Source organism: Enterobacter sp. 5-4, assembly GCF_000612205.1.
Lineage (GTDB): Bacteria > Pseudomonadota > Gammaproteobacteria > Enterobacterales > Enterobacteriaceae > Enterobacter > Enterobacter roggenkampii.
This window is the reverse complement of the sequence record NZ_JFHW01000019.1, coordinates 334,769-355,370: the sequence shown is the minus strand read 5'-3', so window position 1 is coordinate 355,370 and position 20,602 is coordinate 334,769. Positions and strand designations below refer to the sequence as shown.

23 protein-coding genes are annotated in these 20,602 nt (G+C 58.6%); 12 read left to right on the top strand and 11 right to left on the bottom strand.

Annotation, left to right across the window (positions count from 1 at the left end; genetic code table 11):
• Positions 1-82 precede the first annotated feature (82 nt).
• On the bottom strand, positions 83-775 hold the full coding sequence (locus AA74_RS0112080) for a response regulator (protein WP_008499779.1): 693 nt from the start codon (positions 773-775) through the stop codon (positions 83-85).
• On the bottom strand, positions 765-2,390 hold the full coding sequence (locus AA74_RS0112075; RefSeq protein ID WP_025912476.1) for a sensor histidine kinase: 1,626 nt from the start codon (positions 2,388-2,390) through the stop codon (positions 765-767). The genes AA74_RS0112080 and AA74_RS0112075 overlap by 11 nt, the downstream gene beginning before the upstream one ends.
• Before the next feature lie 344 nt (positions 2,391-2,734).
• On the opposite strand from AA74_RS0112075, the gene AA74_RS0112070 reads away from it, so the two are divergent.
• From AA74_RS0112070 to citG, 8 genes are read left to right on the top strand one after another with little or no spacing between them, the layout of a single operon-like run.
• Positions 2,735-4,096, top strand: a complete 1,362-nt coding sequence (locus AA74_RS0112070; protein WP_021242090.1) for a 2-hydroxycarboxylate transporter family protein — start codon at positions 2,735-2,737, stop codon at positions 4,094-4,096.
• A 17-nt stretch (positions 4,097-4,113) separates the two neighbouring features.
• The gene (locus tag AA74_RS0112065; protein WP_021242089.1) at positions 4,114-4,977 is read left to right on the top strand and encodes a fumarylacetoacetate hydrolase family protein; all 864 of its coding nucleotides are present in this window, start codon (positions 4,114-4,116) and stop codon (positions 4,975-4,977) included.
• Between the two features lie 13 nt (positions 4,978-4,990).
• Positions 4,991-6,013: a [citrate (pro-3S)-lyase] ligase gene (gene citC / locus AA74_RS0112060; RefSeq protein WP_025912475.1), complete on the top strand. Its 1,023-nt coding sequence runs from the start codon at positions 4,991-4,993 to the stop codon at positions 6,011-6,013.
• A gap of 16 nt (positions 6,014-6,029) precedes the next feature.
• Positions 6,030-6,323, top strand: a complete 294-nt coding sequence (gene citD, locus AA74_RS0112055) for a citrate lyase acyl carrier protein (RefSeq protein WP_008499773.1) — start codon at positions 6,030-6,032, stop codon at positions 6,321-6,323.
• On the top strand, positions 6,320-7,195 hold the full coding sequence (gene citE / locus AA74_RS0112050) for a citrate (pro-3S)-lyase subunit beta (protein WP_021242086.1): 876 nt from the start codon (positions 6,320-6,322) through the stop codon (positions 7,193-7,195). The genes citD and citE overlap by 4 nt, the downstream gene beginning before the upstream one ends.
• Positions 7,196-7,205: 10 nt before the next feature.
• Positions 7,206-8,729, top strand: a complete 1,524-nt coding sequence (citF, locus tag AA74_RS0112045; protein ID WP_025912474.1) for a citrate lyase subunit alpha — start codon at positions 7,206-7,208, stop codon at positions 8,727-8,729.
• Complete coding sequence (citX, locus tag AA74_RS0112040) at positions 8,726-9,265, top strand: citrate lyase holo-[acyl-carrier protein] synthase (RefSeq protein WP_023618643.1); 540 nt, start codon at positions 8,726-8,728, stop codon at positions 9,263-9,265. The genes citF and citX overlap by 4 nt, the downstream gene beginning before the upstream one ends.
• Positions 9,243-10,046, top strand: coding sequence for a triphosphoribosyl-dephospho-CoA synthase CitG (gene citG, locus AA74_RS0112035; RefSeq protein WP_025912473.1), 804 nt, complete (start codon positions 9,243-9,245; stop codon positions 10,044-10,046). The genes citX and citG overlap by 23 nt, the downstream gene beginning before the upstream one ends.
• Positions 10,047-10,125: 79 nt before the next feature.
• Here the strand turns inward: citG and AA74_RS0112030 are convergent, their stop codons facing one another.
• The 4 genes from AA74_RS0112030 to mutY all read right to left on the bottom strand — a co-directional run bounded on the left by AA74_RS0112030 (position 10,126) and on the right by mutY (position 14,153).
• Positions 10,126-11,382 carry a nucleoside permease gene (locus AA74_RS0112030; protein ID WP_025912472.1) on the bottom strand — a complete coding sequence of 419 codons (1,257 nt, stop codon included), beginning with the start codon at positions 11,380-11,382 and terminating at the stop codon, positions 10,126-10,128.
• A gap of 218 nt (positions 11,383-11,600) precedes the next feature.
• Entirely contained in the window at positions 11,601-12,677 is a 1,077-nt protein-coding gene (mltC, locus tag AA74_RS0112025; protein WP_021242082.1) for a membrane-bound lytic murein transglycosylase MltC, read from the bottom strand.
• A gap of 124 nt (positions 12,678-12,801) precedes the next feature.
• On the bottom strand, positions 12,802-13,074 hold the full coding sequence (locus AA74_RS0112020; RefSeq protein ID WP_008499765.1) for an oxidative damage protection protein: 273 nt from the start codon (positions 13,072-13,074) through the stop codon (positions 12,802-12,804).
• 26 nt (positions 13,075-13,100) lie between these two features.
• Positions 13,101-14,153: an A/G-specific adenine glycosylase gene (gene mutY / locus AA74_RS0112015; RefSeq protein ID WP_172644125.1), complete on the bottom strand. Its 1,053-nt coding sequence runs from the start codon at positions 14,151-14,153 to the stop codon at positions 13,101-13,103.
• Between the two features lie 144 nt (positions 14,154-14,297).
• On the opposite strand from mutY, the gene trmB reads away from it, so the two are divergent.
• The 3 genes from trmB to AA74_RS0112000 are packed head-to-tail and all read left to right on the top strand — an operon-like array spanning position 14,298 to position 16,116.
• Positions 14,298-15,017 carry a tRNA (guanosine(46)-N7)-methyltransferase TrmB gene (trmB, locus tag AA74_RS0112010; protein ID WP_025912470.1) on the top strand — a complete coding sequence of 240 codons (720 nt, stop codon included), beginning with the start codon at positions 14,298-14,300 and terminating at the stop codon, positions 15,015-15,017.
• Complete coding sequence (locus AA74_RS0112005; protein ID WP_003862421.1) at positions 15,017-15,343, top strand: YggL family protein; 327 nt, start codon at positions 15,017-15,019, stop codon at positions 15,341-15,343. Before trmB ends, AA74_RS0112005 begins: the two co-directional genes overlap by 1 nt.
• 56 nt (positions 15,344-15,399) lie before the next feature.
• Positions 15,400-16,116, top strand: a complete 717-nt coding sequence (locus tag AA74_RS0112000; RefSeq protein WP_008499762.1) for a DUF2884 domain-containing protein — start codon at positions 15,400-15,402, stop codon at positions 16,114-16,116.
• A gap of 167 nt (positions 16,117-16,283) precedes the next feature.
• On the opposite strand, the gene hemW is transcribed toward AA74_RS0112000, so the two are convergent.
• From hemW to AA74_RS0111975, 5 genes are read right to left on the bottom strand one after another with little or no spacing between them, the layout of a single operon-like run.
• Positions 16,284-17,432 carry a radical SAM family heme chaperone HemW gene (gene hemW / locus AA74_RS0111995; protein ID WP_025912469.1) on the bottom strand — a complete coding sequence of 383 codons (1,149 nt, stop codon included), beginning with the start codon at positions 17,430-17,432 and terminating at the stop codon, positions 16,284-16,286.
• On the bottom strand, positions 17,425-18,018 hold the full coding sequence (locus AA74_RS0111990; protein WP_025912468.1) for an XTP/dITP diphosphatase: 594 nt from the start codon (positions 18,016-18,018) through the stop codon (positions 17,425-17,427). The genes hemW and AA74_RS0111990 overlap by 8 nt, the downstream gene beginning before the upstream one ends.
• A gap of 3 nt (positions 18,019-18,021) precedes the next feature.
• Entirely contained in the window at positions 18,022-18,318 is a 297-nt protein-coding gene (yggU, locus tag AA74_RS0111985; protein ID WP_008499758.1) for a DUF167 family protein YggU, read from the bottom strand.
• A complete protein-coding gene (locus tag AA74_RS0111980; protein ID WP_008499757.1) occupies positions 18,315-18,881 on the bottom strand; it encodes a YggT family protein in 567 nt (188 codons plus the stop codon). The genes yggU and AA74_RS0111980 overlap by 4 nt, the downstream gene beginning before the upstream one ends.
• 21 nt (positions 18,882-18,902) lie before the next feature.
• The gene (locus AA74_RS0111975) at positions 18,903-19,604 is read right to left on the bottom strand and encodes a YggS family pyridoxal phosphate-dependent enzyme (RefSeq protein WP_008499756.1); all 702 of its coding nucleotides are present in this window, start codon (positions 19,602-19,604) and stop codon (positions 18,903-18,905) included.
• Between the two features lie 17 nt (positions 19,605-19,621).
• Between AA74_RS0111975 and AA74_RS0111970 the strand changes: the two genes are divergently transcribed.
• On the top strand, positions 19,622-20,602 hold the full coding sequence (locus AA74_RS0111970; RefSeq protein WP_025912467.1) for a type IV pilus twitching motility protein PilT: 981 nt from the start codon (positions 19,622-19,624) through the stop codon (positions 20,600-20,602).

Here is a 20,602-nt window from a genome sequence, read left to right as displayed (position 1 = left end):
CCCCGAACGTAGGCCGGGTAAGCGTCAGCGCCACCCGGCGATTTGCCCGGTGGCGCAAGCTTACCGGGCCTACAATATCGCTTCAGGCTTCTGCGCGCCGGTACATCCTCCTCGGGTGCCCAATCTTGCCGTACAGCATCTCCACGCTGAGAAACCCGGTCTCTACGCAGTGCTCCAGATAGCGACGGGTGGTGGTTTTACTCAGTCCCGTCTCGCTCACCACCTCATCCACGGTAAAGCAGTGCGTTGCCTTGTCGTTAAACAGCGACTGCACCCGCGCCAGGGTATTTTCCTCAATGCCCTTGCTGCCGTTGTCCTGGCGGTAGTTTTTCGCCTGAAGCTGATACAGCGAATCGACGTTCTGCTGGTCGACAATCTTCCAGACGCGCTGCTGTTCGGCAAACTGCACAAACCGCTCCAGCGACTGGCTGAGCCGCTTCCAGGAGACGGGTTTGAGGATGTAGTCGAACGCGCCGTTGCGGATCGCCTGGCTGCAGGTGTCCATATCGCTGGCGGCAGTAATAAAAATGACCGAGCAGTTGGCGCGGGCCAGCATGGGGTTATTGATCAGCGAGATCCCTTTGCCGTCGGGCAGATAGTTATCCAGCAGCACCAGCTGCGGCTGTTTGCTTGCAAGCTCTGCCTGGGCCGCAGCCAGCGACGAGGCAATGCCCACCAGCCTCAGACGCGGATGCTTGCTTATCAGCTCCGCGTGCAGTTGCGCCAGCTCGTTCTCGTCTTCAACAATCAGTACGTCGATAAGTTCATGTTGCATAGTCGGTGTCTTCCAGTTGCCGGGCGGTCCCCGTGGCCGGGATAAACAGGGAGAAAATGGCGCCGCGCGGGATATTATCGGCAACTTCTATCGCGCCGCCAGCCTGTGTGACATAGCTTTCGATCAGATACAGACCAATCCCATGATCGCCGCGCGTTTTGGTGGTGATGCCGCGCTCAAAGATCCGCTCACGGATCTCCGGCTTGATGCCAACGCCCTGGTCGGCCACTTCAATAATCAGCTCCTGTTCGCTGAGCTTTATCAGCACCTCCACCGGCGCGTGGGGAAGCGGCGACCGCTGCGTCGCTTCGATAGCGTTATCCAGCAGGTTGCCAATAATCGAAATCAGCTCTTGTTCCCCCAACGGCAGGAACGGCCTGTCCAACCGACAGGCCGGGTCGAAACTCAGCTCGACCCCTTTCTCCCGCGCGCGGGCGGCTTTCCCCAGCAGCAGGCCGCACAGGGTCGGGGAGCTGAAGCGCGAAGAGATAAAGTCCAGCAGCTCCTGAGCGTGTTCAGACTGCGCCTGAATGTAGCCAATCGCCTCCTCATAGCGGCCCATATGCAGCAGACCGGAGAGGGTAGTCATCCGGTTTAACTGCTCATGGCGCATGATGCGAAGGTTATCGACGTAGCGTTTGACCTGGCTGAGCTGGGCGCTCAGCGAGTCGATCTCGTTGCGATCGCGGAAGGTGATCACCCAGCCCTGCAGCGATCCCTCAAGCATGATGTGGACCCGGCTGGCAATCACCGTGAGATCGTTAAAACGGCAAATCTCATCATGGGTATCTTTCGCCAGCATCGTCTGCGTGTCGAAGAACGGGACCGGATCGATCACCTGGCTTATCAGCTGCCCGCGAAGCTCACGGGCCGGCTGGCTCAGCCCCAGCAGCTTGCGCGCCGCCTGGTTGATGACTTCAATCCGCCTTTGATCGTCAATGGCAATTACGCCTTCATAAATAGACTCCATCAACGCCTTCTGCTGGCGCACCAGCAGGCCGATCTCGCGCGGCTCGAGGGAGAAGATCTGCTTCTTAATACTGCGGGTAAAGAACCAGGAGAAGATAAAGAGAGCAATCAGCAGCAGCACCGCGGCAATCAGGATATTGACCACTTTACTGACGGTAATGGTGTCCAGGTAGCTGGTGAGATAGCCGACCGAAACAATGCCGACCACCTGTCCGGCAGCGTTGAAGATGGGGGCCTTACTGCGCAGCGAAATACCCAACCCGCCTTTGCGGATGGTGGTGGTGCTTTTACCCTGCAATACGGCTTCGTTGTCACCGCCTACCAGCGTGGTGCCCACTCTGTCGGCGAAGACGGAGTGAAAAAGATGCTGGCCCTTATTATCACCAATCACAATAAAGCTGGCGTCACTGTGCGCAGAAATCTTCTGCATAAAATCATGGATGGCGGCGATATTCTTTTGTTCAACTTCATATCGCAATGTTGGAATAAGCGCAATCTCTTCAGCCTGTATTTTGGCGCGCGTACTCATTTCCTGATAAAGCTGTTTCCCGACATCGGCATAATAATATCCGCCCAGTAACGCAAAAAGCACTGAGAAAAAGGCAACCAGCGAAATAAACAGCTTTATCTGGAAAGAGACTTTCATAACTCTCACGCAAGGTAGCGACAAAGAACGCCAATATATCATCTTTTTTCGCGCGGACGTCCGCTTTGCCGAAAACTTGTGATCCCTTGCACAGCGGGCGTTGTAAAAGCGTTATCCCAAAGACGGGTGGCCTCTGGCTGCACGAATAAATGTTATTTGTTTGTTCAATTCAGAAAAGAAACCATAAAAACCACGGTCATAAATAAGGCGTAAATCACATTAAATAAAAGAAACCATTAAAACCATAGCTGCCATTAAAACTTCGCTTTTAATATGCCATTCCTCACATAAAGTAAGCCTTTGTGACTCTAAGCTGAACGCACAAAATAACCAAGGGGCTTATTATGAGCACAACTGACGATTCTTTCTCTGTTACCCACGACCCGATTGAAATTCAGCGGCCTTCGCTTAAAGAGCGCTGGTGGCATATTATGGATACCTGGAAAATCGGGATTATTCCTCTGCCGCTGTTCGTTCTGGCGGGCGCGCTGATCGCCATTGATTGCCTGGGCGGAAAACTGCCGAGCGATATCGTGGTGATGGTGGCGACGCTGGCCTTCTTCGGCTTTGCCTGCGGTGAGTTTGGCAAACGCCTGCCGATTGTCGGCAAGCTCGGTGCGGCGGCGATTTGCGCCACCTTTATCCCTTCCGCGCTGGTCTATTACGGCCTGCTGCCGGACGTGGTGGTCGAGTCTACGACCAAGTTCTACAAATCCACCAACATTCTCTACCTCTATATCTGCTGCATTATTGTCGGCAGCATCATGAGCATGAACCGCACGGTGCTGATTCAGGGCTTCCTGCGCATCTTCTTCCCGATGCTGTGCGGCGAAATCGTCGGCATGCTGGTGGGGATGGGCGTCGGCCTGGCGCTGGGTCTTGAGCCATTCCAGATCTTCTTCTTTATCATCCTGCCGATCATGGCGGGCGGCGTCGGGGAAGGGGCAATCCCGCTTTCCATCGGCTATGCCACCCTGCTGCATATGGACCAGGGCGTGGCGCTCGGACGCGTGCTGCCGATGGTCATGCTCGGCGGTCTGACTGCCATCATTATCTCCGGGTGCCTGAACCAGCTGGGCAAGCGTTATCCACACCTGACCGGTGAAGGTCAGCTGATGCCTAACCGCGCCAATGCCGATGCCACCGTCTCTCAGCCTGCGTTCTCCGGCAAGGCGGACGTCACTACCATCGCCTCCGGCGCGCTGCTGGCGGTGCTGCTCTACATGCTGGGCATGCTCGGCCACAAGCTGATTGGCCTGCCTGCGCCGGTCGGCATGCTGTTTATGGCGGTGCTGGTGAAGCTCTGCAACGGTGCTTCTCCACGTCTGCTGGAAGGCTCGCAGGTGGTGTACAAGTTCTTCCAGACCTCCGTGACCTACCCGATTCTCTTTGCCGTTGGCGTGGCCATCACCCCATGGCATGAACTGGTGGCCGCCTTCACGCTGACCAACCTGCTGGTGATTATCAGCACCGTCTCCGCGCTGGTGGCGACCGGGTTCTTCGTCGGCAAAAAGATTGGCATGCACCCGATTGATGTCGCCATCGTCTCCTGCTGCCAGAGCGGCCAGGGCGGTACCGGCGACGTGGCGATCCTGACCGCAGGCAACCGCATGAGCCTGATGCCGTTCGCCCAGATTGCTACCCGTATCGGCGGGGCGATTAACGTCTCCATCTCTCTGCTGATTCTGGGCAACTTCCTCGTTTAAGTTTTCAGGAAAGAACAATGAAACTCGCAAGCTTTTTATACCAGGGAAAACGCAGCTACGGCATCGTCCAGGCCGACGGCGTGATTGATTTGGGCCGCCGTCTGGGCGACCGCTACAGCGACCTTAAGGCGCTGCTGCAGGGCAACGGGCTGGCGCAGGCCACCCGCTACCTGAACGATGCCGTGGACGTGCCGATGAGCGCCATCACCTTCTTACCGGTGATTGAGCAGCCGGAAAAAATCCTCTGCGTGGGCATGAACTACGCCGACAAGCGCAAGGAGTTTGACCAGCACAACCCGGCCCCGACGCTGTTTGTCCGCTTCCCGGACTCACAGACCGGCCACAACGAGCCGGTGCTGAAGCCGCGCCACTCCAGCGAATTCGATTACGAAGGCGAGCTGGCGGTGATCATCGGTAAAGGCGGGGAGAACATCAGCCGCGACGACGCCCTGCGCCACGTGGCCGGCTACAGCTGCTACATGGACGGCTCCGCCCGCGACTGGCAGCACACCTGGTTTACCGCCGGTAAAAACTGGCGCAAAACCGGCGCGTTTGGCCCGTGGATGGCGACGGCGGACGAGATCCCGGATCCGCACCAACTGGCAATCCGCACCTGGTTGAATGGCCGCATGGTGCAGGAAGACAACACCAGCAGCATGATCCACAAGGTGGCGGAGCTGATCGAGTACATCAGCACCTTCACCCGCTTAAGTCCTGGCGATGTGATCATCACCGGATCCCCGGGCGGGGTGGGTAAAAAGCGCAATCCGCCGCTGTTTATGAAAGAGGGCGATCGCATTGAGGTGGAGATCGAGCATATCGGTCATCTCAGCAACGTGATCGTGGAAGCGCCAGCCGTCGGGCTTGCGGCAGCACATTAAGTAAGGCGGCAGCATGCAATCGCAACCCATCGATTTTCGCCACACGCTGGTGGCGAAACACCCGGAACGCTTGAGTCAGATCCGTTATCTGCTGGCAGACAGCGGCCTTGGCCTGGACAACGACATCACGCTGTTCGTCGAAGCCTGGTCCGGCCCGCAGCTGGTGGGTTGCGCAGGGCTTGCCGCCAACGTCATCAAGTGTGTGGCGGTCAACGAGCAGCTTCGCGGCGAGAACCTCAGCGCGCGGCTGCTGGCGGAGGTGCAAAATGCGGCGCTGGAGCGCGGCCATTTTCACCTCTTCCTCTGCACCCGGCCGTGCAACCGGGAGCGCTTTGCCCGCAGCGGCTTCTGGCCGATTGCCCAGAGCGGGAACAACGCCGTGCTGATGGAAAACACGCCGCAGGGGATCGAACGCTACTGCCGTTCTCTGCGCACGAGCCGCAAATGTGGGGAGAATATTGGCGCCATCGTGATGAACGCCAATCCGTTTACCCTCGGCCACCGCCATCTGGTGGAGCAGGCGGCAGCGCGGTGTGACGCCCTGCATCTGTTCGTGGTGCGCGAAGACGCGTCGTTCTTCCCGTTCAGCGCGCGTCTCGAGATGGTGCGCGCGGGCGTGGCGCACCTGCCGAACGTGGTGGTGCATGAGGGCTCGCAGTACATCATCTCTCGCGCCACCTTTCCGGCCTACTTCCTGAAGGAGACCGGCAAGGTGCAGCAGGCGTGGAGCGAGATCGACGTGCTGATCTTCCGGGACTTCATCGCCCCGGCGCTCGGCATCACGCACCGCTTCATCGGCTCGGAGCCGTTCTGCGATATCACCCGCCAGTACAACCAGACGCTGCACGACCTGCTGGCCTCGCATATCGAGGTGGTGGAAATGCCGCGCATCAAGGCCACCGGTAACGCCATATCGGCGTCCGAAGTGCGCCGCTTACTGAAGACACAGCAGTTTTCCCGGATCCGGGAGATTGTCCCGGACTCCACCTTCGCGCATCTCGAAACGCATTACCGAGCGAGTGCGGAAGTCGCTTAACTACCAGGAATTTATCATGAAAATTGTAAGGGAGGCGCTGGCCGGAACGCAGGAGTCCAGCGACCTGATGGTGAAAATCGCTCCCGCTCACGGCGAGCTGGAGATCGTCATCCACAGCGAAGTGATTAAGCAGTTTGGCGAGCAAATACGCCAGGTGGTCAACGACACATTGCGCGCCATGAACGTGCACCAGGGATTAATCATTATTGAAGACAAAGGGGCGCTGGACTGTGTGATCCGCGCCCGCCTGCAAAGCGCGCTGATGCGTGCCGCCGATGAACAGGCCATCAACTGGGGGGCGCTGAAATGAGCAAACTCCGCCGCAGTATGCTGTTCCTGCCGGGCGCTAACGCCGCCATGCTCTCTACCGCCTTTATCTACCGTCCCGACTCTATCATGTTTGACCTTGAGGACGCCGTTGCCCTGCGCGAGAAGGATACGGCGCGCATGCTGGTGTTCCACGCGCTGTCGCACCCGATGTATCAGGATATCGAAACCGTGGTGCGCATTAACCCGCTGAGCACGCCGTTTGGTCTGCTGGATCTGGAAGCCGCCGTGCGGGCCGGCGTGGACGTGATCCGTCTGCCGAAAACCGATACCCCGGACGACATTTACGAGCTGGAGGGCCACCTCGAGCGCATCGAGCAGGCGTGCGGCCGCGAGGTCGGCTCCACCCGCGTGATGGCGGCGATTGAATCGGCCATTGGCGTCATCAACGCCGTGGCGATTGCCCGCAGCTCTCCGCGCCTCATCGGCATTGCGCTGGCCGCCTTTGACTACGTGATGGATATGCAGACCGAGCGCGGCGACGGCACCGAGCTGTTCTACGCCCGCTGCGCCGTGCTGCACGCCGCCCGCGCGGCGGGTATCGACGCCTTCGACGTGGTGTGGTCAGACGTTAACGACGAGGCCGGGTTCCTGCGCGAGGTCGATCTGATCCGCAAGATGGGCTTCAACGGCAAATCGCTGATTAACCCGCGCCAGATTGACCTGTTGCACAACGCCTACGCCCCGACGCAGGAAGAGGTGGATCACGCCAGAAGGGTGATTGAGGCGGCAGAAGAGGGCGAACGTAACGGCCTGGGCGTGGTGTCGCTCAACGGCAAAATGGTGGATGCACCGATTATTAACCACGCGCAGGTGGTGCTGGAGCGCGCGGCGGCCTCCGGCGTGCGTCGGTAAGGATAAGACAATGAATCAGACTGAACTTCTTCACGTGAATTTTCCCCATCTGCGGGACTTAAAACCGTTTGATACCGCCCACAGCGCCACGCCGTGGCTGGCGGACAGCGATGCGAAGCACAGCCGCAAGCTCTGCGCCTCCATTGAAGAGGCGGTTAAACGCTGTGGCCTGCAGGACGGGATGACCATCTCCTTCCACCATGCGTTTCGCGAAGGCGACCGGGTGATCAACACCGTCGTGGCGCTGCTGGCGCGGATGGGCTTCAAAAACCTGACGCTGGCCTCCAGCTCGCTGATGACCTGCAACGACGCGCTGATCGAGCATATCGAAAGCGGCGTCATCACCCGGATTTACACCTCGGGCATGCGCGGCAGGCTGGCAGACGCCATCTCCCACGGGCTGATGGACGAGCCGGTGCAAATTCACTCCCACGGCGGGCGCGTGAAGCTGCTCCAGGACGGCGAGCTGAATATCGACGTGGCGTTTCTCGGCGTGCCGTGCAGCGATGCGTTTGGCAACGCCAACGGGACGCACGGAAAATCGTGCTGCGGCTCGCTGGGCTACGCCATGGTGGACGCGCACTTTGCCCGCAAAGTGGTGCTGCTGACCGAAGAGCTGGTGCCGTTCCCCAATATGCCCGCCAGCCTGGTGCAGGACCAGGTGGACTACATCGTGCAGGTGGAGAGCGTGGGCGACCCGGCGAAAATCAGCGTCGGCGCGGCGCGCGTCACCAGCAACCCGCGCGAGCTGATGATTGCCCGCTATGCGGCGGATGTGATCGAGCATTCCGGCTACTTTAAACCGGGCTTCTCGATGCAGACCGGCTCCGGCGCGGCGGCCACGGCCTGCACCCGTTTTATGGAAGAGAAGATGGAGCGCAGCGGCGTGAAGGCGCGCTTTGCGCTCGGCGGCATCACCGGCAGCCTGGTGGATCTGCACGAGAAGGGGCTCATCGAAAAGCTGCTCGATACCCAGTGCTTTGACGGTCAGGCGGCGGCCTCGCTGGCGCGTAACCCGAACCACGTGGAGATCTCCACCAACGTCTACGCCAACCCCGGCAGCAAGGCGGCAAGCTGCGACCAGCTCGACGTGGTGATCCTCAGCGCCCTGGAGATCGACGTCGAGTTCAACGTCAACGTCATCACCGGCTCAGACGGCGTGATGCGCGGCGCGTCCGGCGGGCACTGCGACGTGGCCGCCGCGGCGAATCTGACCATTGTGGTCGCGCCGCTGCTGCGCAGCCGCATTCCGACGGTGGTGAAGCGCGTTACCACGCGCCTTACGCCGGGGGAGAGCATCGATGTCCTGGTTACCGATCACGGCATCGCGGTCAACCCGGCGCGCCCGGAAATCCGCGAGCGGCTGCTGGAAGCCGGGCTGAAGGTTGTGGATATCAACGCGCTGTATGAACGGGCGATCTCCCTGACCGGCGTCCCGAAACCGATTGAGTTCACCGACAAAATCGTCGGGGTGATCCGCTACCGCGACGGCAGCGTGATCGACACCGTGCGACAGGTGAAGGAGGACGTATGACTTTAGCGACACCCGTGCGGGCGGGTGTCAGCCTTGACGAACTGCTGGCGGCGAAAGAGCGCCGCGCAGCGCGCCAGGCTGACATGCTTGAGCACTATCAACAACCGGTGATCTCCCTCACGCTGGTCACGCCGGGGGAAATCAAGGACAGCCTGCGCTACCGCAATACCATGGGCGTGGCGCTGCAGATGTGCGACCAGCTGCTGTGGGAAAACCGCTGGCAGGTGCTGGACCGCCAGGTGCTGTGGCTCCCGACCGGGCCCGAAGCCCTGTGGTGCGTGGCCCATCCGGCGGTGGAAATCAAAGCGCACTGTGCGGATCTGGAGCAGACGCACCCGCTCGGCAGGCTGTGGGATCTGGACGTGATTTGCCCTCAGCACGGCCACGTCGGGCGTCAGTCGCTGGGGGCGAATCTCAGGCGCTGCCTGATCTGCGACGCGCCCGCCCACGCCTGTTCCCGTTCGCGCAACCACCCCGTTGAGCAGGTGGTTTCCCGCGTGGAGAAGACGATCGATGACTGGTTTGCTCGCGACTAAACCGCGCCCGGCTGACGTGCCCGCGCTTGCCGAAGCGGCGCTGTGGCAGGAGCTGGAGCTGACGCCCAAGCCGGGGCTGGTGGACAGGCTCAACAACGGTTCCCATCGCGATATGGACCACGCGCTGTTTGTCCGCAGCATTGCGGCGATTACGCCGTGGTTTTCGCGTTTTGCCGAGCTGGGCAGCGCGCATGCGGATAAACCGGCTGGGGAACAGCTACGACTTCTCCGCCCGATGGGGCTGGCCTGCGAGCAGGCGATGTATGCCGCGACGAACGGAGTGAACACCCACAAGGGCGGCATTTTTGCCCTGGGGTTACTGTGCTTCGCCGCCGGGCGTGTGAAAAATGTCTCCGCAGAGAACCTCTGCTGTGAGGTGAGTAACATCTGCCGCGGGCTGGTGTCGCGGGAGCTGGCCGCACGCAGCGGACAGGCGACGGCGGGCGAGCGGCAGTTTAAGCAGTACGGCTTAACCGGCGCGCGCGGGGAGGCGGAGAGCGGCTTTGCGACGGTGCGTAAGGCTTTAGATTCGTGGAACGGACAGTCGCTTCACGGCCTGCTGTTGCGCCTGATGGCCGTCAATCAGGACAGTAATCTCGTGTCGCGCGCCGGCATGGAAGGGTTGCGCTACGTTCAGGGCTACGCGCGGGAACTGCTGGATAACGGCTGGGACCGCGAGGCGTTGAGCAGAATGGATAACGCACTGATTGAACGGAACCTGAGCCCGGGCGGCAGCGCGGATTTGCTGTCGGTGGGGTGGGTGCTTTCTGCAATAAAATAGCCGGGTGGCGGCTTCGCCTTACCCGGCCTACGGTCTGGTTTTGTAGGCCCGGTAAGCGCAGCGCCACCGGGCACAACAATCAATGCGCTATTGGCTGCGCACCGTGCGGCTCACGCACGTGCTTGTACTTGAACAGCGCGATGAACGCGAAGAACAGCACCAGCGAGTACGCCGCGAAGATCAGCCACACCGGCTGCCAGTTGGTGATGCCGTTGGTGGTGTACATCTCAACCACTTTACCGCTCACCACGCCGCCCAGAATACAGCCGAAGCCGTTGGTCATCATCAGGAACATACCCTGCGCGCTGGCGCGGATTTCAGGTTTAACCTCTTTTTCCACAAACACCGAGCCGGAGATGTTGAAGAAGTCGAAGGCGCAGCCGTAAACAATCATCGACAGCACCAGCAGCACCGTGCCGAACGGGCTTGGGTCGCCGTAGGCGAACAGACCGAAGCGCAGCATCCACGCCGCGATACTGATCAGCATGACGTTCTTGATGCCGTAGCGGCTCAGGAAGAACGGGATGGTCAGGATGAACAGCGTCTCAGAGATCTGAGAGATGGACATCATCACCGACGCATGCTCAACGATAAAGCTGCCGGAGAACAGCGGGTTGTTATCGAAGCTGTGCAGGAAGGTGTTGCCGAACATGTTGGTGATCTGCAGCTCCGCGCCCAGCAGCATGGAGAAGATGAAGAAGATCGCCATGCGTTTGTTTTTGAACAGCGCGAAGGCATCCAGGCCGAGCATGGTGGTCCAGCTCTGGTTTTTCTGCTGGTTAGACACCGGAATGGTTGGCAGCGTCAGGGTGAAGATCGCCAGCAATACGGAGAGCGCCGCACCGATATACAGCTGCATATGGCTCAGTTCGAAGCCCGCGAAGCTTACGCCCCACATTGCCATGATAAAGCCGATGGTGCCCCAGATACGGATTGGCGGGAAATCGGTCACGATATCCATATCCGCGGACTTCAGGCGGTAGTAGGAGATGGTGTTGATCAGCCCAAGCGTTGGCATATAGGCCAGCGAGTTGAGCAGAATCACCATGAACATCGCCCCCGGCGTGGTCACCTGGGCTGCCATAAACAGCGTCCCCGCGCCCACCAGGTGGCAAAGCATGTACAGCCATTTGGCGCTTAACCATTTATCCGCCACGATCCCCAGCAGCGTTGGCATGAAGACAGCCGCAATACCGAGCGAGCTGTAGACGGCACCGATTGACGCACCATCGAACTTGAGCGTCACAAACATATAGGAGCCGAGTGTAGTCAGCCAGCTACCCCACAGGCAGAACTGCAGAAACGACAATATTTTAAGCTGCAGCTTAAGGTTCATGTTACTTTCCTCACAAGTGAGCGGGAGATATGTTGTTATAGAAACATTCAGGGTTGTTATTTGATGCAATTCTATCAGTTGGCAACGATATGTTTTGTTACCTCCCGCAAAAAAATGCAATCCACATTAATTTGCAGTTTGGATTGTGATGCAAATAACATTTTCGTATGGGTGGGGAGAAGCAGAACACCTTCTCCTTGCAGGAGAAGGTGTGCGGATCACCGGCGACGGTAGTTCTTCTGCGCCGTATTCACCTTATACAGATAACGACGGGATTCCGCGGACGGGTGGCGGGTGGTCAGGGTGGCGTAGACATCCCCTGGCGCCATGCTGTTGATGATGTTTGCGGCCTGCACTTTGTCATTTGAGAAGACGCGCAGCACGCTGCCCGCGCCGCCGTTATAGGCGGTGATCACCGCATAGCGACGCGACGTCGGGTTGTCGATGCCGCCGAGGTAGACATTGTTCAGCATCGCCAGATAGGCCGTGCCGGTATCAATGTTGCTCTGCGGGTCGAACAGATAGCTGCGGCTCGGCGTGCCGGATTTGCCCTGCGCGCGGAACACGTCTTTACCGGCGCTGTGCTGCACCACCTGCATCAGCCCCAGGGCGTCGGAACGGCTTACCGCATACGGGTTAAACGAGGATTCGGTCTGCATAATCGCCAGGATCAGCGACTCATCCACGCCGTATTTACGCGAGGCCTGACGCACCATGCCCAGATACTTATGCGCACGCTTGTCGAGGTGGTTCGGGACGAGGTTGATGGTGACGCTGTAGATAATCTTCAGACCGTTAGAGCGGCTCTTCAGGCGCGTTTGCAGCAGGTAGTCGGCAAATTTCGTGGCGCGACCTTCCCAGCGGATCGGCTGGCCGGTCTGATCGACGACCTGACCGTACAGGAACGGCTCTTTCGAGATGGTGATATCGTCGGCATCGGAGTAGAGATCGATAGAGCCCGGATCGTCACCCATCAGCAGGGTTTTGATAATGGCCTGACGGAGTCGAGCCGCAGGGTCTGTGCCTGCGATGGTCTCAATCGTGATCGTCCCCTCATCAAAGTTGATGTGGCTACGGGTCAGATAGGCGTCGGTGTACTTAACGTAGTCCTTAGGTCCGGCAATAAGAACTTCGTTAAATCCCCATATGTTCTCGATGTTGTGGGCAAACTGCCCCATCAAAATGTCAAAACCGTTGGTGTCCTTGATCCAGGCTTCGTTGTAATCATCGCCTTTTTTTGACGAACACGAGACGAGCAACGGCGCAACAAGGGCTAGCGCTAAAAGTTTTTTCATCATTCCGGGAGTGCGTGTTGTGTTTGCTTAGTCGTTGCTTTCGCCGGGTGGCGCTGCGCTTACCCGGCCTACAAAACCGTAGGCCCGTGCAAGCGAAGCGCCGCCGGGCAACAGCCGCTCGATGTTATTTTTCCGGTGGCGTATAGCCTTCGATGTGCACGTCTTTACCTTCGAACAGGAAGCTCACCATCTCCTGCTCCAGCAGCTTGCGGTGTTCCGGGTTCATCATGCTGAGTTTCTTCTCGTTAATCAGCATTGTCTGCTTTTTCTGCCACTGTCCCCAGGCTTCTTTGGAGATTTCATTGTAGATGCGTTTACCCAGCTCGCCCGGATAAAGCTGGAAATCCTGGCCCTCAGCATCACGCTGCAGGAAAGTACAAAAAATCGTTCTGGCCATACTCATTCCTCTTTTTCTTGTCGATGCTAAACCATTGCACCGGCACGTAATTGCTGTAACAGGCGCTCCACGGGAGCCGCCAGCCCGACTGATGGCGGTTGCGCTAAGTTATACCAGAGAGCGGTGCCTTCATCCATGCACGAGGCGAAGGAGGACACGGGAAGCCACATCGGCACAATATCCAGATGGAAATGGCTGAAGGTGTGGCGAAACGCGGTCAGCTGTGTCAGGTTATCGGCAGCAATCCCACGCTGTTTAAGCCATTCACGCAGCAAGTCTTCATCTTCAAACTGTGGGAAGCAGTATAGACCACCCCAAAGACCGCTCGGCGGACGCTGGGCCAGGAAGACCTCATCGCCGTGTTGCATCAGCAGCATATAGCCGGTGCGCTCCGGCAGCGTCTGTTTGGGTTTCTTACCCGGATACTGCGCCCAGGAATGGTTGGCATACGCCACGCAGAGATTATTCACCGGGCAGAGCTCGCATTTGGGTTTTGAGCGCGTGCAGACCATCGCGCCAAGATCCATCATCGCCTGGTTAAAACGCTCCACCCCTTTCGCCGGAGTGACCGCTTCACTGATTTCCCACAGGCGTTTTTCAACGTCCTTCTTCCCCGGCCAGCCGTCAACGGCATAGCAGCGTGCCAGCACGCGCTTTACGTTGCCGTCGAGGATCGGGAAATGCTTGCCTAAAGACAGGGAGAGAATAGCGCCTGCGGTTGAGCGTCCGACGCCGGGGAGATCGGCCACCTCGTCGAAGGTTTCCGGGAATTTCCCGTTGTGGCGCGTGGCGACCTGCTGTGCGGCCTTGTGAAGGTTACGCGCGCGCGCGTAATAGCCAAGACCGGTCCACAGGTGCAGCACCTCGTCCAGCGGGGCGTTGGCCAGATCGGTGACCGTCGGGAAGCGCGCCATAAAACGCTCGAAGTAAGGGATTACCGTGGCGACCTGCGTTTGTTGCAACATCACCTCGGAGAGCCATACTTTGTAAGGCGTTTTTTCAATTTGCCAGGGCAGGGTTTTACGCCCGTATTTGTCGTACCAGTCCAGCACCTGGGCTGAAAATTGAGAGGCTTGCATGGTCATCGATTCGCATAATCAGGGACGCAGATTGCAGCACAGCGTCAATCTGCTGTAAACCGGATCTTTCCCATGCTTGCATAGAAGCCTTAACTTTGGATAATGCCCGTTTCCCGAACATTCTCACAAGCAGACAACTCTTTTATGAAAAACGACGTCATTTCACCGGAATTTGATGAAAACGGTCGCCCGCTGCGCCGTATTCGCAGCTTTGTCCGTCGTCAGGGCCGCCTGACAAAAGGTCAGCAACACGCGCTGGACAACTACTGGCCGGTGATGGGCGTTGAGTTCAGCGAGCAGCCTCTGGATTTTGCCGAGCTGTTTGGCCGCGACGCGCCGGTCACGCTGGAAATTGGCTTCGGTATGGGCGCCTCGCTGGTGACCATGGCGAAAGCGCGCCCGGAGCAGAACTTCCTCGGTATCGAAGTCCACTCCCCGGGCGTCGGTGCGTGTCTGGCAACGGCCCATGAAGAGGGCGTTGAGAACCTGCGCGTGATGTGTCACGACGCGGTGGAAGTGCTGCACAAAATGATTCCTGACAATTCTTTAACCATGGTTCAGCTCTTTTTCCCTGACCCGTGGCACAAAGCGCGTCATAATAAACGCCGTATCGTTCAGGCGCCGTTTGCCGAGCTGGTTAAAAGCAAGCTGAAGCTGGGCGGTGTCTTCCATATGGCGACCGACTGGGAACCGTATGCGGAACATATGCTGGAAGTGATGTCGTCGCTCGACGGTTACAAAAACCAGTCTGCGAGCAACGACTATGTACCGCGTCCGGAATCGCGTCCGGTAACGAAATTTGAACAGCGTGGCCATCGTCTTGGTCACGGTGTATGGGACTTAATGTTCGAGAGGGTGAAATAATGGCAAAGAATCGTAGCCGTCGTCTGCGTAAAAAGATGCACATCGAAGAATTCCAGGAAGTGGGCTTCTCCGTTGCGTGGCGTTTCCCGGAAGGCACCAGCGTTGAGCAGATCGATCAGGACGTGGATGCGTTCATCAACGAGGTGATCGAGCCAAACAAACTGGCCTTCGACGGTAGCGGCTATCTGGCCTGGGAAGGTCTGATCTGCACCCAGGAAGTGGGTAAATGCACCGAAGAACATCAGGCTCTGGTCCGTAAATGGCTTGAAGACCACAAGCTCGAAGATGTCCGCGTCAGCGAACTTTTCGACGTTTGGTGGGACTAATAAAGCAGTCAAGGGCCAGCATTAGCTGGCCCGTTTTGTCTGAGGGAGTGTTTAAGATGCGCAAAACGTTGCTGGCAGTTGCTTTGATGGCAACCGGATTCACCGCCCATGCGGATTATCAATGTAGCGTCACCCCGCGTGATGACGTGGTGTTAAGCCCGCAAACCGTGCAGGTCAAAGGCGAGAACGGCAATCTGGTGATTACGCCAGAAGGGAACGTCACCTATAACGGCAAACAGTACAACCTGACTGCCGCACAGCGCGAGCAGGCGAAAGACTACCAGTCCGAATTGCGTACCGCGCTGCCGTGGATTAATGAAGGTGCCCTGACGCGCGTCGAAAAGAGCCGCGTGGCGCTGGATAAGATCATCACCAAAGAGGTGGGTGAGAGCAGTAACATGCGCACCCGCCTGACGAAGCTGGACAAGCAGCTTAAAGAACAGATGAACCGCATTATCGAGACGCGCTCCGACGGCCTGACGTTCCACTACAAGGCGATCGATCAGGTCCGTGCTGACGGGCAGCAGCTGGTGAACCAGGCGATGGGCGGCATCCTGCAGGACAGCATCAACGAGATGGGCGCCAAAGCGGTGCTGAAAGGCGGCGGTAACCCGCTGCAGGGCGTGCTGGGCAGTCTGGGCGGCCTGCAAACCTCCATTCAGAACGAGTGGAAAAACCAGGAAGATGATTTCCAGCAGTTCGGCAAAGACGTGTGTAAGCGCGTGGTGTCGCTGGAAGATAGCCGGAAGGCGCTGGTGGGGACGCTGAAGTAAGGTCCCCTAACCCTAACCCTCTCCCTTTTAGGGTGTACGGTCCGGGGACATGGTGAACGCTTTTTAACATCCTTTACCCATGGTGATCGACTGTTTCTTCAGGTCGATCATCTCCACACTCTGCCAGCCTTTCCCTCAGCCGGCAGAACGGGATGCAAAATCCTGAATCAGCCTTCAGCTTCTTCGGCGAGGAACAGCTCAAGAAGGGAATTGAGGAACAGTTTGCCGTGCTCGGTGATCTGCCAGTATTCCTCACATTCCGTGAGATACCCCTGCGCCAGCGCTTCGTCGATCTGCGGGCGAATCACCGACTCCGGCAGCCCGGTGTACAGCGCAAACTCAGCGCGCGGCGCGGCTTCCAGCAGACGGAAGCGGTTCATAAAGAACTCAAACGGCTTATCCGCCGCCTCGACGTCGTGCTGACGCTCCAGGTAGCGGCCTTCCATATACCCGCGCGGGTGGCGGGTTTTGGCAGTACGCAGAATACGCCCGTCCGGGAAGGTCACCTTGCCGTGCGCGCCGCAGCCAATGCCCAGATAGTCGCCAAAGCGCCAGTAGTTCAGGTTGTGCTGACACTGATAGCCCGGCTTCGCATAGGCCGACGTTTCGTACTGCTGATAGCCCGCAGCGGTTAACAGCTGGTGACCCTGCTCGAAGATATCCCACAGCGCGTCGTCATCCGGCAGCACCGGCGGACGCGAGCCAAACAGGGTGTTGGGCTCGATGGTGAGCTGGTACCACGACAGATGAGGGGGATTCAGCGCAATGGCCTGGCGCAAATCGTCCAGCGCCTCGTCCAGCGACTGATCCGGCAGGCCGTGCATCAGATCCAGGTTAAAGCTGCGCAGGCCCAGGCCGGTCGCCAGGTTTGCCGCGCGCTTCGCCTCTTCCGGGCCGTGAATACGCCCCAGGCGCTTCAGCTTCGGCTCGCTAAAGCTCTGCACGCCGATGGAGATGCGGTTCACGCCCGCGCGCTGATAGTCGACAAAACGGTCGGCCTCAACGGTGCCGGGGTTGGCTTCCATCGTAATTTCAGCATCCGCTGCCAGGTTCAGGCGCGCGCGCACGCCGTCCAGCAGCGTTTGCATCGCCGGGCCTGACAGCAGGCTCGGCGTACCGCCACCAATGAAAATGGTCTTAACTTCACGTCCCTGTGCGTAAGGTACATCGGCATCCAGGTCGGCCAGCAGATGCGCAACGTAGTCATCGTGCGGCACTTCGCCCTTCAGCGCGTGCGAGTTGAAATCACAGTACGGGCATTTTTGCACGCACCACGGGATGTGAATATAAAGACTCAGAGGTGGCAAATTAGCCATTACGCAGTGCTTCCAGTAACAGTTTCAGCGCGCGTCCGCGGTGGGATATCGCGCTTTTTTCTTCGCGGGTCAGTTCCGCAGCGGTTTTGCCCTCGGAAGGGACAAAGAAAATCGGGTCGTAACCAAAGCCGCCGTTGCCAGCCGCTTCACGGGTAATCACGCCCGGCCAGCTGCCGTGGCAGACGATCGGCGTAGGGTCTTCCGCGTGACGCAGATAGACCAGCACGCAGTGGAACTGCGCGGTGCGCTGCTCGTCCGGGACGTCTTTCAGGGCGACAAGCAGCTTTTCCAGATTCTGCTGGTCGGTAGCGTCAACGCCGGAATAGCGCGCAGAGTAGATCCCCGGCGCGCCGCCGAGGGCGTCTACGGCCAGGCCGGAGTCGTCGGCAATCGCGGGCAGGCCCGTAATCTGCGCGGCATGGCGTGCTTTGAGGATCGCGTTTTCGATAAACGTCAGCCCCGTCTCTTCGGCGGAATCCACGCCAAGATCGGTCTGGGCGACCACGTCCAGACCAAAATCATTTAATAGCGAGGCCAGCTCGCGCACTTTACCGGCGTTGCCGGTCGCGAGAACAACTTTCTGCATGGTTTAGTCCTGTTCTGTCAGAGCCGCGACTTCCGTCGGGATAGATTGCGGATTAAGGATTTTTACTTGTTTATGTCGCCCCAGTTCGCCTTTTTCAATGATGACCTGGCTTTTGGCGACGCGAAACTGTTTTGCCAGATATTTGGTCAGATGCGCGTTCGCCTGGCCGTCAACGGGCGGGGCAGTGATGGCGACTTTTAACTCGTCGCCATGCAGTCCAACAATACCGTCACGGCTGGCTTTCGGCTGAATATACAGCCGTAAAACCAGCCCGTCAGCGCAGGTGCTTACGGCACTCATAGCGCCATCCACAGCCCCGGCAGCAGCATATCGCCCGTGGACTGCAGCAGTTCAGCGACCCCCATGTTGATCACATAGAGCAGCAGAACCAGGATCATCGGCGAAAAATCGATGCCGCCCATAGACGGAAGCAGGTTACGGATCGGGCGCAGCAGCGGCTCGGTCAGCTGAATCAAGGCGTACTCCACCGGGCTACGGCCCTGGCTCACCCAGCTCATGATCGCCATGACCAGCAGCACCCAGAAGATCAGCAGACCGATGGTTTTGATCAAAATCAGGACGGCGACAATCCAGATGATCGGCTGGAAGGTGAAGACCATAAACAGCACAATCGCTTTGATAACGCTCAGAATAAACGCCACCAGCAGAGACGAACTGTCGATGGGCCCCATGGCCGGGATAATACGGCGCAGCGGTCCGACAACAGGCTGCGTGATTTTCACGACAAACTGCGAGAACGGATTGTAAAAATCACAGCGGGCCCACTGCATCCAGACGCGCAGCAAAAGCGCCATCGTATACAGCTCAATGACCGTTGAGAGCAGGAAAGTCAACGTCTTCATGGCGTTCCTCAGGTTTCCTTATTATTTTGAGTAGTCGCGCGCACCGAAAATTGCCGTGCCGATGCGCACCATCGTGCTGCCTGCCGCAATGGCGGCTTCCATATCATCCGACATGCCCAGAGAAAGCGTGTCTACCGTGTTATAGCGCGCTTTAAGCGCCTCAAATGCTACAGCCATTTGCTGTGCCACGGCAAACTGCCTTTCATAACTTGACTCAGGCGCCGGGATTGCCATCAAACCACGCAGGCTTAAGCGCGGCAGTTCGGCCACCTCGGCTGCCAGCGCATCCAGCTCGCTCAGCGCAATACCGGACTTGCTGTTTTCATCGCTGATGTTGATTTGAATCAGCACGTTAAGCGCTGGCATCTCTGCCGGACGCTGGTCGTTCAGGCGTGTCGCAATGCGCAGACGGTCAACGGTATGGCACCAGTCGAAGTGCTCCGCCACCAGACGGCTTTTGTTCGACTGCAGTGGGCCGATAAAGTGCCACTGCAGATCCGTCTTCCCCTGTTCCTGGAAGTAGCGAATTTTATCCACGCCTTCCTGGACGTAGTTTTCACCAAACGCCCGCTGGCCTGCGTCAATGGCTTCTGCGATGGCGCTCGCAGGCTTGGTTTTGCTGACTGCAAGCAGCGTAATTTCTTCTGAAGCCCGGCCGCAACGCGTTGCGGCGGCTGAGATTTTGTCCCGGACCTGTGCCAGGTTATGCGCAATGTCGTTCATTTTCCGAGGAGTAGTCTATGGATGTGGAAGAAATTGTGGCCCTTAGTGTAAAGCATAACGTCTCCGATCTACACCTGTGCAGTGATTCGCCACCTCGCTGGCGCAGAACGGGCCGCCTTGAACCGGCACCGTTTCCTTCTCCGGACCTCGGGGCGTTGTTAAAAGCGTGGCTCAACGATGAGCAGCAGGGGATATGGTGGGCCAGCGGGCAGGTGGATTTTGCCGCTACGGTGGCGGGAGGCCAGCGCCTGCGCGGCAGTGCCTTTAAGCAGATGCGCGGAGTCTCTGTGACGCTGCGGCTGTTGCCGCGTACCTGTCCGCAGCTCGCTTCGCTGGGCGCGCCGAGGGCAATCCCGGAACTGTTAACCAATGCGTCCGGGTTGATTCTGGTGACGGGGGCGACCGGCAGCGGCAAATCCACGACGCTGGCGGCGATGGTCGATTTTCTCAACCACCATACTGACGGCCATATTCTCACGCTCGAAGATCCGGTGGAGTTTATCTATCAGAGCGAGCGTTGCCTGATCCAGCAGCGGGAGATCGGCCAGCACAGCCCGTCATTTGCCGATGCGCTGCGCAGTGCCTTACGCCAGGATCCGGACGTGATTTTGCTGGGAGAGCTGCGCGACAGCGAAACGATCCGCCTGGCGCTAACGGCAGCGGAGACCGGGCACCTGGTGCTGGCGACGCTGCACACGCGCGGGGCATCGCAGGCGATTGAGCGGCTGGTCGATACGTTCCCGGCGCAGGAGAAAGATCCGGTGCGTAACCAGCTGGCCGGCAGCCTGCGGGCGGTGCTGGCGCAGAAGCTGGTTCCTGACTTACAGGACGGGCGCGTCGCGCTGTATGAGCTGCTGGTGAATACCGCGGCGGCGGCAAATCTGATACGAGAAGGAAAAACGTGGCAGCTGCCCGGCATTATTCAAACCGGACAGCAGGCAGGCATGCAGAATTTTGACCAAAGCCTGGCGGAGAGACGGGCGCAGGGGCGGCTGTAG

Bases quoted from the DNA above. Each gene is read 5' to 3' on its own strand.
- AA74_RS0112080 (WP_008499779.1), bottom strand. From the start codon at position 775: ATGCAACATGAACTTATCGACGTACTGATTGTTGAAGACGAGAACGAG.
- AA74_RS0112075 (WP_025912476.1), bottom strand. From the start codon at position 2,390: ATGAAAGTCTCTTTCCAGATAAAGCTGTTTATTTCGCTGGTTGCCTTT.
- AA74_RS0112070 (WP_021242090.1), top strand. From the start codon at position 2,735: ATGAGCACAACTGACGATTCTTTCTCTGTTACCCACGACCCGATTGAA.
- AA74_RS0112065 (WP_021242089.1), top strand. From the start codon at position 4,114: ATGAAACTCGCAAGCTTTTTATACCAGGGAAAACGCAGCTACGGCATC.
- citC (WP_025912475.1), top strand. From the start codon at position 4,991: ATGCAATCGCAACCCATCGATTTTCGCCACACGCTGGTGGCGAAACAC.
- citD (WP_008499773.1), top strand. From the start codon at position 6,030: ATGAAAATTGTAAGGGAGGCGCTGGCCGGAACGCAGGAGTCCAGCGAC.
- citE (WP_021242086.1), top strand. From the start codon at position 6,320: ATGAGCAAACTCCGCCGCAGTATGCTGTTCCTGCCGGGCGCTAACGCC.
- citF (WP_025912474.1), top strand. From the start codon at position 7,206: ATGAATCAGACTGAACTTCTTCACGTGAATTTTCCCCATCTGCGGGAC.
- citX (WP_023618643.1), top strand. From the start codon at position 8,726: ATGACTTTAGCGACACCCGTGCGGGCGGGTGTCAGCCTTGACGAACTG.
- citG (WP_025912473.1), top strand. From the start codon at position 9,243: ATGACTGGTTTGCTCGCGACTAAACCGCGCCCGGCTGACGTGCCCGCG.
- AA74_RS0112030 (WP_025912472.1), bottom strand. From the start codon at position 11,382: ATGAACCTTAAGCTGCAGCTTAAAATATTGTCGTTTCTGCAGTTCTGC.
- mltC (WP_021242082.1), bottom strand. From the start codon at position 12,677: ATGAAAAAACTTTTAGCGCTAGCCCTTGTTGCGCCGTTGCTCGTCTCG.
- AA74_RS0112020 (WP_008499765.1), bottom strand. From the start codon at position 13,074: ATGGCCAGAACGATTTTTTGTACTTTCCTGCAGCGTGATGCTGAGGGC.
- mutY (WP_172644125.1), bottom strand. From the start codon at position 14,153: ATGCAAGCCTCTCAATTTTCAGCCCAGGTGCTGGACTGGTACGACAAA.
- trmB (WP_025912470.1), top strand. From the start codon at position 14,298: ATGAAAAACGACGTCATTTCACCGGAATTTGATGAAAACGGTCGCCCG.
- AA74_RS0112005 (WP_003862421.1), top strand. From the start codon at position 15,017: ATGGCAAAGAATCGTAGCCGTCGTCTGCGTAAAAAGATGCACATCGAA.
- AA74_RS0112000 (WP_008499762.1), top strand. From the start codon at position 15,400: ATGCGCAAAACGTTGCTGGCAGTTGCTTTGATGGCAACCGGATTCACC.
- hemW (WP_025912469.1), bottom strand. From the start codon at position 17,432: ATGGCTAATTTGCCACCTCTGAGTCTTTATATTCACATCCCGTGGTGC.
- AA74_RS0111990 (WP_025912468.1), bottom strand. From the start codon at position 18,018: ATGCAGAAAGTTGTTCTCGCGACCGGCAACGCCGGTAAAGTGCGCGAG.
- yggU (WP_008499758.1), bottom strand. From the start codon at position 18,318: ATGAGTGCCGTAAGCACCTGCGCTGACGGGCTGGTTTTACGGCTGTAT.
- AA74_RS0111980 (WP_008499757.1), bottom strand. From the start codon at position 18,881: ATGAAGACGTTGACTTTCCTGCTCTCAACGGTCATTGAGCTGTATACG.
- AA74_RS0111975 (WP_008499756.1), bottom strand. From the start codon at position 19,604: ATGAACGACATTGCGCATAACCTGGCACAGGTCCGGGACAAAATCTCA.
- AA74_RS0111970 (WP_025912467.1), top strand. From the start codon at position 19,622: ATGGATGTGGAAGAAATTGTGGCCCTTAGTGTAAAGCATAACGTCTCC.